This window comes from Streptomyces sp. SM1 (genome assembly GCF_002910825.1).
GTDB classification, from domain to species: domain Bacteria; phylum Actinomycetota; class Actinomycetes; order Streptomycetales; family Streptomycetaceae; genus Streptomyces; species Streptomyces okerensis.
This window is the reverse complement of sequence record NZ_NEUB01000369.1, coordinates 1-10,512: the sequence shown is the minus strand read 5'-3', so window position 1 is coordinate 10,512 and position 10,512 is coordinate 1. Positions and strand designations below refer to the sequence as shown.

The 10,512-nt window shown below is 72.9% G+C and carries 10 protein-coding genes and 1 riboswitch; of the genes, 5 read left to right on the top strand and 5 right to left on the bottom strand.

All coding sequences use genetic code 11. From position 1 onward, the window contains the following. The 3 genes from B9S61_RS09445 to B9S61_RS09435 all read right to left on the bottom strand — a co-directional run. On the bottom strand, nt 1–720 hold a 720-nt coding region (locus B9S61_RS09445), incomplete at its 3' end, for a polysaccharide deacetylase family protein (protein WP_103541857.1). Beyond that, on the bottom strand, nt 717–2,108 hold the full coding sequence (locus B9S61_RS09440) for a glycosyltransferase family 2 protein (protein WP_181007310.1): 1,392 nt from the start codon (nt 2,106–2,108) through the stop codon (nt 717–719). The genes B9S61_RS09445 and B9S61_RS09440, both read right to left, overlap by 4 nt. 123 nt (nt 2,109–2,231) lie before the next feature. Continuing rightward, a complete protein-coding gene (locus tag B9S61_RS09435; protein WP_103541855.1) occupies nt 2,232–3,317 on the bottom strand; it encodes a GNAT family N-acetyltransferase in 1,086 nt (361 codons plus the stop codon). Nucleotides 3,318–3,524: 207 nt separating this feature from the next. On the opposite strand from B9S61_RS09435, the gene B9S61_RS09430 reads away from it, so the two are divergent. Continuing rightward, on the top strand, nt 3,525–4,397 hold the full coding sequence (locus B9S61_RS09430; RefSeq protein ID WP_103541854.1) for an HAD family hydrolase: 873 nt from the start codon (nt 3,525–3,527) through the stop codon (nt 4,395–4,397). Here the strand turns inward: B9S61_RS09430 and B9S61_RS09425 are convergent. Continuing rightward, a complete protein-coding gene (locus tag B9S61_RS09425; protein WP_103541853.1) occupies nt 4,361–4,858 on the bottom strand; it encodes a transglycosylase SLT domain-containing protein in 498 nt (165 codons plus the stop codon). The two genes, B9S61_RS09430 and B9S61_RS09425, sit on opposite strands and share 37 nt — an antisense overlap. Before the next feature lie 5 nt (nt 4,859–4,863). After that, a riboswitch (cyclic di-AMP (ydaO/yuaA leader) is annotated at nt 4,864–5,031 on the bottom strand. 526 nt (nt 5,032–5,557) lie between these two features. Here B9S61_RS09425 and B9S61_RS09420 point away from each other — a divergent pair. From B9S61_RS09420 to B9S61_RS09405, 4 genes are all read left to right on the top strand, one after another. Then, on the top strand, nt 5,558–6,568 hold the full coding sequence (locus tag B9S61_RS09420; protein ID WP_103541852.1) for a polyprenyl synthetase family protein: 1,011 nt from the start codon (nt 5,558–5,560) through the stop codon (nt 6,566–6,568). Between the two features lie 344 nt (nt 6,569–6,912). Continuing rightward, on the top strand, nt 6,913–8,145 hold the full coding sequence (locus tag B9S61_RS09415; protein WP_103541851.1) for an outer membrane lipoprotein carrier protein LolA: 1,233 nt from the start codon (nt 6,913–6,915) through the stop codon (nt 8,143–8,145). A 40-nt stretch (nt 8,146–8,185) separates the two neighbouring features. Next, nucleotides 8,186–9,181, top strand: a complete 996-nt coding sequence (locus B9S61_RS09410) for an ABC transporter ATP-binding protein (RefSeq protein WP_103541850.1) — start codon at nt 8,186–8,188, stop codon at nt 9,179–9,181. Beyond that, a complete protein-coding gene (locus B9S61_RS09405; protein WP_103541849.1) occupies nt 9,168–10,037 on the top strand; it encodes an ABC transporter permease in 870 nt (289 codons plus the stop codon). Before B9S61_RS09410 ends, B9S61_RS09405 begins: the two co-directional genes overlap by 14 nt. A 169-nt stretch (nt 10,038–10,206) precedes the next feature. On the opposite strand, the gene B9S61_RS09395 is transcribed toward B9S61_RS09405, so the two are convergent. Beyond that, a partial coding sequence (locus B9S61_RS09395) for an amidase family protein (protein WP_219819903.1) occupies nt 10,207–10,512 on the bottom strand: 306 nt, incomplete at its 5' end.

The following is a 10,512-nucleotide window of genomic DNA, read 5'->3' as shown; positions in this document are numbered from 1 at the left end:
GATCCGCGCTCCGCACCCCGCCAGCCAGGCCTCGACGTCGGCGACGGTGTGGCCGCGGCGGACGATCAGACGGGCGATGCGGTAGCGCTCGTCGCGCTCCGAGCTCAGCGCGTGCCGCACCGCGGCCGCCGTCTCGTAGCCGGCCCGGGCGGCCGCCGCGCGCACCCGTGGGCTGTTGTAGCCGTGCGGGTAGGCGAGATGGGGGACGGCATGGCCGAGGGTGTCCTCCAGCACGGCCCTGGAGTCCAGCAGTTCGGCACGCAGCCGCCGGGAGGTCAGGGTGTCGAGCTGGGCGTGGGTGACCGTGTGGCTGCCGATCTCCATGCCGGACTCCTCCAGCCGTCGCGCTTCGGTCAGGGTCATCATCGGGGCGGGCGGCAGCAGACTGCGGCCGCCCGGGGCGATGGCGCCGGTGGTGAGATACGCGGTGGCGGACAGCCCGCGCCCGGCCAGCGCCTCGGCGGTCGGGCCCGGCAGGTCGGCGAAGCCGTCGTCGAAGGTGAGCAGCACCGGCCGGGCGGGCAGCGGCGCCCGCCCGGCGAGACGATCGGCGAGAGCGCCGACGGTGACCGGGGTGCGGCCACTGTCCACGACGGCGTCGAGCTGGGACGCGAACTCCCGCGGCGTCACGGTGAACTCGGCGATCCACTCCGGTGGGTCGTCCATCACGGCGTGGTAGAGGAAAACGGGTATGGCCTGGGCCGCCTGCGCCGGGTTCATCGCGCGTCCCTCCCCGGACCGCTGCTCAGCGCCCGCCGAGCCCGCAGATAGCCGAGCGGGCCCTGGACCATCCCCCTGCGCTGCAGCCGCGACAGCCGGCGTGGCCATGGATGGGTCCGGCTGTCATGGGCGCCCGGCGTCCCGCCGCCACCGTCGGTGTCGCGTACGGCGGTCAGCGTGCGGGCGTGCGCGAGACCGCGCGGCAGCCGGGCGAGGAACGCGGGCAGCAGCGTGGGCCGGTTGACCAGGACGGCGGTGAGATAGGCGGTGAGGCCGGCGCCGTAGCCGTACGCCTGGGTCTCCAGATCGGCCCAGGTCTCCCGGTGGTGGTGCCACACCAGCGCGTACGGCGTGTAGTGCAGCCGGTGCCCCTGGGCGAGGACGCGTACGAAGCCGTACAGGTCGTCGCCGCCCCGGGCGGACGTCCCGGCACCGGTGGCCGGGTCGAAGCCGCCGACGCCCCGCAGCGCCTCCGCGCGGAAGGCCATGTTCGCGCCGGAGCCGAAACGGCCCGCGGCGAACGGGAACAGCGGCTCGTCACGGGGCGGGTCATGCGGGTCGTACGTCGTCGGGGTGAAGCCCTTCGCGAAGCCGCCGTGACTCTCCAGCAGGACCTGGGCCGGGGTGCGCAGCCGGGCGGGGAGGATCAGGCCGGTGGCACAGCCGAGCCGCGGGTCGGCCGCGAACGGCGCGGTCAGCTCGGTGAGCCAGCGGGGATCGGCGACGACGTCGTCGTCGGTGAACGCGACCACCTCGCCCCGGGCCGTCGCCAGTCCCCTGTTGTGCGCGACGGCGAGTCCGGGCACCGGCTCGCACACGTACCGCACCCGCTCGCCGTACTCGCCTTCCACCAGCTTGCGCGTCTCACTCGTCACGGGGGCGTTGTCGACGACGACGACCTCGAACCGCGGATGCTCCTGCGCGAGGAGCGAGTCGAGCGCGCGGGCGAGCCGGCCGGCCCGCTCCCGGGTGGCCACGACGACCGAGGCGAACGGCGGGACGGCACCGGCCCGCTCGCCGCCGGATCCCGGTGCACACCCCACGCCGGCACCCCTCGCGGCCCCCGTGTCTCCTGTGACCCGCGCAGCCCTCGCCGCCCCCGTGATCCCCGGGAACCCGCTGCGTGCCGCCTCCGCGAGCGCGGTCCGCGGATCCGTCCCCTCCGGCACGCGTGTCAGCAGGGTGCCCACCGGCCGTCCTGCCTGCCGGACCAGCAGGAACACCTCGCCGTGGGTCACCGGCGGGCTGCCGGGCCCGGGTCTGAGATCAGCCCCGTGCCGGCCCTCGCCCTCGTCCCCGCCCGGCTTCAGGTCCAGTTCGGCGACCTGCACCGGGCCGATGGCCAGGAACCGCCGTATCTCCTCCCGCGTACGCATCCGCGTACGCATCCGTGCCCGCATCCGTGCCCGCATCCGTGCCCGCATCCGTGCCCGTGCCCGTGCCCGTGCTCCCGCTCGTGCTCCCGCTCGTCCTCTGCCGGACATAGGTCCTCCCCTCCCCGTTCCCCGTCCTCACGGCCGGCGCAGCCGTGCCGCGCCCTTCAGGGCCCGTGACGCCAGCGACGCGGCGCGCGGGCGTGCGCGGACGAAGCCGTGCGCGCGGCGCGCGGGCTCGCGGCCCATCCAGTGCAGCGCGGAGCCCACCCCCGGACGGGTCACCGCGCCCTCGTACACCGCGAGTTCGCCGGTCTTCAGCGAGTCCTTGTACGCGGCCGGACCGCGCCCCATGTCGAGCAGGCCGATGCCCTTGCCGGCCGCCGCCTCGGCCATCCGCAGATGCAGCACCAGCCCGGGCGAGTACTTCGCGAACTCCGGGTCGTACGCCGGGAACCAGCAGGCCAGGACGGTGGTTGAACGCAGCCCGAAGTGCGCGGCGACGGGCCTGTCACCGGCGTACAGGACCGACAGCGTGCCGGTGCACTGAGCGGCCCGGGTCCCGGCAAGCCGGCCCACCAGCCGGACGATCCACTCCTGCGCGAACCGGTCGCGGCGCCCGGTCCTGCGGTACTGCGCCGACTTCCACTCCATGAGCGCCCGCAGCGCCGCGGGTTCGCGTTCGTCGAAGACGAACCGCACGGGTCCGGCCTGGCGGCCCAGCCTGCGCTCCTTGGCCAGCGTGGTCCTCAGGAACTTCGGCGACCGGGCGCGCAGCACGGACTCGTACGTCTCGTAGCCCTTCTCCACGTCGATGACGTACGTGGCGTGCTCCTCGGCCGCGTACGGCACGAACAGCTCCTGGCCGGCCTCCAGGTTGTCGAAGGCGAGGCTCGACACCGAGCAGGCACGCAGCAGTTCGGCGGCGTCCGGGGTGACGCCCGGAGCCAGGACCGCGCCCTGGCAGTCGGACACCCCGAGCCCGATCGCCCGGCCCCGGCCCAGTGGACCCCGCTCGTGCGGCAGGAAGCCCGCCGGGCCGGCCCCCTGGTGCAGCACCGCCACCCGGGCCCGGGGCCGCACCCGGCCCACCGCGACGGCGAACTCCGGTTCCATGAAAGGGCTGCGCGGTGCGTCCGTCGCGGCGCGCAGCTCCCGCCAGCGTTCCCGTTCCCCCTCGCCGAGCTCCTCGGGCCTCAGCACGCGCACACGTCCACTGCTCACCTGACCCCCCGATCAAGTCCCCCCTGGACTCCTGGAAGGTACCGCCCGATCCCGGGCGCACGGTAGAGAGCGGGCGATGTTCTTGCCAAACGGTGAAAGAGTCGTGAACCGGTCCGTACCCGGCGCCTACGGAAGGGGAATCGCACCGAAAGCGAGCGGATACGAGCACCGTGAATCGGACGGTCGTGTTGTCCGTATTCTCTGATCATGGCCGCACCCACCGATTGTTCGCTCATCGCCACCGACCTGGACGGGACGCTGCTGCGCGGCGACGACACCCTGTCCGACCGGTCCCTCGCCGCCCTCGCGCGGGTGGCGCAAACCGGTGCCCAGCACCTCGTGGTGACGGGGCGCCCGGCCCCCAGAGTGCGGCCGCTGCTCGACGATCTCGGCAGCACGGGGCTCGCCGTGTGCGGACAGGGCGCGCAGGTGTACGACGCGGGCGCGGGCCGGCTGCTGTGGTCCGTCACGCTGGACCGGGAGCTGGCGGAGACCGCTCTCGGCAAGATCGAGGCCGAGGTGGGGGAGGTCTACGCCGCGGTCGACCAGGACGGGGTCGACGGGCTGACGCTGATCGAGCCCGGCTATCTGATGCCGCACCCGACGCTGCCCGCGGTACGGGTCGAGCGGCGGAGCGATCTGTGGGAGCGGTCGATCAGCAAGGTGCTGCTGCGCCACCCGCGGCTGTCCGACGACGCGCTGGCGGCGGCGGCGCGGTCGGTGGTCGGCTCGCTGGCCACGGTCACCATGTCGGGCCCGGGGACCGTGGAGCTCCAGCCGTGCGGGGTGACCAAGGCGACCGGGCTCGCGCTCGCCGCCGAGCATCTGGGGCTGAGCCCGGCGCGGACGGTGGCCTTCGGCGACATGCCGAACGACATCCCGATGTTCGACTGGGCGGCGCACGGCGTCGCCATGGCAAACGCGCATCCCGAGCTGAAGGCGGTGGCCGACGAGGTCACCACGTCGAACGAGGACGACGGCGTGGCCGTCGTCCTCGAGCGACTGTTCGGTGGTGCGGCCGTGCTCGGCCGTCAGCGTGCGGCTCAGTACGCGCCGAAGACGTTGTCGATGGAGCCGTAGCGGTCGGCGGCGTAGTTGCAGGCCGCCGTGATGTTCGCGACCGGGTCGAACGGGTCGAAGGCGGTGCCCGGCACGTGGTACGCCTGGAAGGTCGGGTCGATGACCTGCAGCAGCCCCTTCGACGGGGTGCCGGCGGCGGCGTTGGAGTCCCACAGGTTGATGGCGGCCGGGTTGCCGGAGGACTCGCGCATGATGTTGCGGTGGATGCTCTCGTAGGAGCCCGGGATGCCGTTCTGCGCCATGACGGACAGCGACTCGCGGATCCAGCCGTCGAGGGTGTCCGGGTACGTCGTCGCGGTGGTGGCGGTGGTGGCGGTGGTGGCGGTGGTGGACGTCGTGGTGGCCGCGGCGGCACCGGTGGCGCCGAACAGCGGGAGGGCGACCACGGCGACGCCGGTGCCGGCGACGGCGAGGGAGCGGACGAGGCGGCGGCCGAAGCGGGGCTGACCGGAAGCGGGCATGTCGGTGTTCCTCTCCTACGCCTGCGAGGTGAGCTGTCGGGTTCGGGCGGGAGAGTGCCCGGCCGTGCCCCTGCGGGCATGGCTTCACCCCGAGCCGTTCCGGCGTGTGGCCGGCCCGGCGACTTACCTGGGTCCCCCGCTCCTGCCGTGCGTGAGTTCGTGGGTGGGTGTGATGCGGGCGGTGGCAGGATTCGGCGTCCGCCCGACAGGCCCGGAACGTATGCGAGAGCGGATGTCGGGAACAAGTGAGGACGTCACACAAGCAGCCCTTTGATCTTCGAACGGGTGATTTGGGATACTTGATCCTTTGCGAGTGCCAAGGGTCAACTCCCGCCCGGGGGAAGGGTGGACGCGGGCGCGGCGGGGCGATGCGGGTGGCGGTCCGCGCGTGACTCACTTCACTGATCGCAAGATGCGGGAGCATTTGCCGTCAAGGGGAATCCGTGCGCCAATTGCGACACATCGGGCGACGTGCCGGGCAGGATGGTTCAGGCGCATTCATGTCCGAGAAGGTAGGGGAATGTCCGTTGTCGGCAATCGATCGGAATGGTCCCGCTCCTGATCCCGTATCGCCCTGCCTGTAACCCCGGGTGCCGGTGGTGATCGAAAGGTGACCGGATACGCTGACTCGAGTGAGGGCAGCGACGTATCGACATTCCGTGTAATCGCCAGTGGACACCAGCAGACAGGAGACCCCTCGTGACCGTCGTCGGGCCGTTCGGGCTGAGCGTGCGGGACCAGGCTCTGGAAGCCGATGTCCAGGCCGGAATGGCGGCTGTCGAGGAAGGGCTGCTCGAGGCCACCAAGAGTGAGGTCCCCCTCATCACGGGTGCCGCCCAGCATCTGGTGCGGGCCGGCGGCAAGAGGTTCCGTCCGCTGCTCGTGATGCTCGCCGCCCAGTTCGGTGACCCCTACGCGCCCGGCGTGGTGCCCTCCGCCGTGGTCGTGGAGCTGACCCATCTGGCCACGCTGTACCACGACGACGTGATGGACGAGGCCGAGGTGCGGCGCGGGGTGGACAGCGCGAACACCCGCTGGGGCAACTCCGTCGCGGTCCTCACCGGCGACTTCCTCTTCGCGCGTGCCTCGCACATCCTGGCCGACCTCGGCCCCGAGGCGGTGCGGGTGCAGGCCGAGGCGTTCGAGCGGCTGGTCACCGGTCAGATCCTGGAGACCGCGGGGCCGCAGGACGGCCGCGACCCGGTCGACCACTACCTGGACGTGCTCGGCGGCAAGACCGGCTCGCTGGTCGCCGTCTCCTGCCGCTTCGGCGCGATGATGTCCGGCGCCGACGAGACGGTGGTCGACGTGCTCACCCAGTACGGCGAGCGGCTCGGCGTCGCCTTCCAGCTCGCCGACGACGTGCTGGACATCGCCGCCGACACCCACGAGTCGGGCAAGACCCCCGGCACCGACCTGCGCGAGGGCATCGCCACGCTGCCCGTGCTGCGGCTGCGTGAGCGCGCCGCCCGGCTGGGGCTGGCCGAGGACATCGCCCTGTGCGAGCTGCTCGACTCCGACCTCACCGACGACGCCCGGCACGCCGAGGCGCTGCGGCTGCTGCGCGCCCACCCCGCCCTGGAGCAGGCCCGCCGGGACACCGTGCGGTACGCGAAGGAAGCCCGCACGGTGCTGGCCCCGCTGCCGGAATGCGACGCGAAGGCGGCACTCGTGCAGCTGTGCGACGCGGTGGTGCACCGCGCGGGCTGAGCCGGCGTAGTGGGGTCCCGCGCGCGCCGAGCCGGGACGGTGGCGCGCCGCGCGGGCTGGGCCGAGGCGGTGGGTTCCCGCGCGGGACGGGCCGGTCCCTCCGCCGTCACCGGCCCCGGCTCCCCGTGACCCCTACTGGTCGGGGGACGAAATCGCCCTCCGTGTCATACCCCAGCAGTACACGGAGTTGCGCCCGCGGTCTGACGAATTCACCTGCGGGATTTGGTCAGATGGACAACGACGGACAACACCACTTCTCACCGGTTCGGGTGAGAATGGCGGCTCAGGGCGAGACTGGTGCGAGGACACGAGACGGAAGCCGCCGCCGACCACGGAGGGCACACATGGCACCGTACGAATCCGACGACGACAGGACCACCCCGGGGGAGGTCGACGAGCCGCGCACGGGGCGGCGCAGGGCCGCGCGGTACGTCGTCCCGGTCACGGTGATCGGAATGGCGGCCGCGACCATCGGGCTCGTCCCCGCGATCGCCGCCTCCGGCGACCCCGACCTGCCGGAGATCACCGCCGCACAATTGATCGAGAAGATCGCGAAGTCGGACGTCGAGCAGCTGTCCGGCACCGTGAAGATCACCACCGACCTCGGACTGCCGAACCTCGGCGGCCTGGAGAGCGGCCTCACGTCCGGCGCGATGGGACAGGGCGGTGACGACGGCTCCTCGGCCGATCCGTCCGCCAAGCTCACCGAACTGACGTCCGGCACGCACACGCTGCGCATCGCGGCCGACGGCCCGGACCGGCAGAAGGTGTCGATCCTGGAGGACGCCGCCGAGTACAGCCTGATCCACAACGGTGAGGACGTCTGGGGCTACGACAGCGCGTCCAACGAGGTCTACCACGGCACGGTCGACGCCTCCGGGAAGGACCGGGAGCAGCGGCCCCCGGCCACCCCGAAGGACTTCGCCGAGGAGGCGCTGAAGGCGGTCGACGACACCACGTCCGTGACCGTCGACGGCACCGCCCAGGTGGCCGGCCGGGACGCGTACAAGCTGGTCGTCAAGCCGAAGCAGGCCGGCTCCACGGTCGGCGCGATCAGCATCGCGGTCGACCACGAGACCGGTATGCCGCTGAAGTTCACGCTCACCCCGTCGAGCGGCGGCGCGGCCGTCGTGGACGTCGGTTTCAACAAGGTGAGCTTCGACCGGCCGGCCGCGTCGACCTTCGACTTCACCCCGCCCAAGGGCGCCGAGGTGACCGAGGACGGCGAACTGGACCGGGGCCGGGACCGCTCCGGGCCCTCCCGCACGCCGGAGCGCGCGCCGAAGTCCGGGGAGGACCTCGCCAAGGGCCTCGACGGGCTCAAGATGCTCGGTGAGGGCTGGAACACCGTCGCCACCTTCGACACCGGCGCCGGGGGCGGCCTGCCCACCGGTGACGTCGGCGGTGACCTCGGTGGCTTCGTCGGCTCCCTCGGCGACCCGGTCAAGGGCGGGTTCGGCACCGGCACGGTCTTCAGTACCCGCCTGGTGAACGCCCTCGTCACCGAGGACGGCACGGTCTATGTGGGCGCCGTCACCAAGGACGCGCTCGTGAAGGCGGCCGACGCGGGGAAGTAAGGCCCTGAAACCTTGGACGTGACAGGGAACGAGGGAGCCGATGGGCGAGGCGTCCGTCAGGGAGCCGGACGGCGCGGGCGCGGAACCGGGCGTCCGCGCGGGTGACGGTGCGGTCATCGCCACCCGCGCGCTCACCAAGCGCTACCGCGGCGGACAGCTCGCCGTCGACGGTCTGCACCTGACCGTCCCGGAGGGCAGCGTCTTCGGCTTCCTCGGCCCCAACGGCTCGGGCAAGACCACCACCATCCGCATGCTGATGGGCCTGATCGAGCCGACCTCCGGCACGGCGCACGTCCTGGGGCGCCCCATGCCGCGTTCCGCGCGCGCCGTGCTGCCCCACGTCGGGGCCCTCATCGAGGGCCCCGCCCTCTACGGTTTCCTCTCCGGGCGCGACAACCTGCTCCGGTACGACTCCGCCGACCCCACCGCCGATCCGCGCACCCGGCGCGTCCGCGTCGCCGCCGCACTGGACCGGGTGGGCCTGACGGCCGCCGCCGGCAAGAAGGCGAAGGCGTACTCCCTCGGCATGAAGCAGCGCCTCGGTCTCGCGGCCGCCCTGCTCCAGCCACGCCGGCTGCTCGTCCTGGACGAGCCCACCAACGGCCTCGACCCGCAGGGCATGCGGGAGATCCGCACCCTCGTCCGCGCGCTGGCCTCGGACGGAATTACCGTCTTCCTCTCCTCCCACCTGCTCGACGAGATCGAGCAGGTGTGCACGCACGCCGCCGTGATGGCCCAGGGCCGCCTGATCACCCAGGGCCCGGTCGCCGACCTGGCCGCGGGAGCCCGCGGCCGGCTGGCGGTGACCACACCGGACCCGGCGGACGCCGCCCGGGTGCTCAAGGAGCAGGGAGTCGCCGACGTCGTCGTGGCCGGGGACCGGGTGACCGGCGAGGCGCCCGAACGGGACCTCGCCGAGGTCAACGCGGCACTGGTCACGGCCGGCGTCCGGGTGCGCGGCTTCGGGGTCGAACGCGCCTCCCTGGAGGACGCGTTCGTGGCACTGACCGGGGAGGGGTTCGATGTCGCGGGCTGAAGCGGTGCGGAGGGCGAGCCCGCTGTGGACCCTCGGCCTGTTCCGCAGCGAACTGCTCACCACCTTCCGGCGCTGGCGCACCCTCGCCCTGCTCGGGGTGCTGGCGGCCGTACCGGTCCTGGTCGGCATCGCCGTGCGCATCGAGACCGGTGACGGCTCGTCGGCCGGTGGCGGAGGCGGCGGAGGGCCGGCGTTCATCTCGCAGATCACCAACAACGGCCTGTTCCTGGTCTTCACCGCGCTCGCCGCCACCCTGCCGTTCTTCCTGCCCATGGCGGTCGGGGTCGTCGCGGGCGACGCCCTCGCCGGCGAGGCGAACGCCGGCACCCTGCGCTACCTCCTGGTCGCCCCCGCCGGCAGGACCCGCCTGCTGTTCACCAAGTACGCGGCGGTCCTGGTCTTCTGTCTGGTCGCCACCCTGGTGGTCGCCGTCTCGGCGCTCGCCACCGGCGCGCTGCTCTTCCCGCTCGGCGACCTCACGACCATCTCGGGCACCCGGATCGGTTTCTCCGAGGGCCTGGTCAGGGCCCTGCTGATCGCCCTGGTCGTCGCCGCGTCCCTGGTCGGGGTGGCGGCGCTCGGCCTGTTCGTCTCGACGCTGACCAGCAGCGGCATCGCGGCGATGGCGACCACGGTCGGGCTGCTGATCACGGTCCAGATCGTCGGCCAGATCCCGCAGCTGCACGCCGTGCACCCCTACCTGTTCTCCCACTACTGGCTGTCCTTCGCCGACCTGATGCGCGAGCCGGTCCACTGGGACGACCTGACGAAGAACCTCGGCCTCCAGGCCCTCTACGCGGCCGTCTTCGGCTCGGCGGCCTGGGCGAGGTTCACGTCGAAGGACATCACCGCGTGACAACGCGGTGGCACGGGTGCCGCCGGGCCCGGCCGGTGATCCGTGGGGGTCGGGCGGCCTCGTAGGGATGGCGGGCGCGGGGTGCCTCCCGCGCGAAGGACGTCTTCGCGCGGGACAGGGCCCCGGCGTCCTTCAGCTCGGTGCTGCCATCCCGGAGGTTCCGAGAGCTTCAGGCGCCGGCCCCGCGCCGCTCCGCCTCCCGTGCCACGGCGAGCAGCAGCCCCTCCCGCCCGTACGGGGCCACCAGCTGGAGTCCCGCCGGGCAGCCGTCGGCACCGAACCCGGCCGGGAGGCTCAGCGCGGGGTGCCCGCTGACGTTGAACGCCCAGGTGAGCGCGGTGGAGTAGACGTCACCGGGGCCCTGGTGGCCGTGCGGCGCGGTCGGCGTCGTGGGCGTGAGCAGCAGGTCGGTGCCGGTGAAGAGGCCGGCCAGACGGCGGTTGTTCCCGGCGCGGACGCGACAGGCGTCGGTCCG

Bases quoted from the DNA above. Each gene is read 5' to 3' on its own strand.
- B9S61_RS09405 (WP_103541849.1), top strand. From the start codon at position 9,168: ATGTCGCGGGCTGAAGCGGTGCGGAGGGCGAGCCCGCTGTGGACCCTC.
- B9S61_RS09425 (WP_103541853.1), bottom strand. From the start codon at position 4,858: ATGCCCGCTTCCGGTCAGCCCCGCTTCGGCCGCCGCCTCGTCCGCTCC.
- B9S61_RS09430 (WP_103541854.1), top strand. From the start codon at position 3,525: ATGGCCGCACCCACCGATTGTTCGCTCATCGCCACCGACCTGGACGGG.
- B9S61_RS09410 (WP_103541850.1), top strand. From the start codon at position 8,186: ATGGGCGAGGCGTCCGTCAGGGAGCCGGACGGCGCGGGCGCGGAACCG.
- B9S61_RS09440 (WP_181007310.1), bottom strand. From the start codon at position 2,108: ATGCGTACGCGGATGCGTACGCGGGAGGAGATACGGCGGTTCCTGGCC.
- B9S61_RS09415 (WP_103541851.1), top strand. From the start codon at position 6,913: ATGGCACCGTACGAATCCGACGACGACAGGACCACCCCGGGGGAGGTC.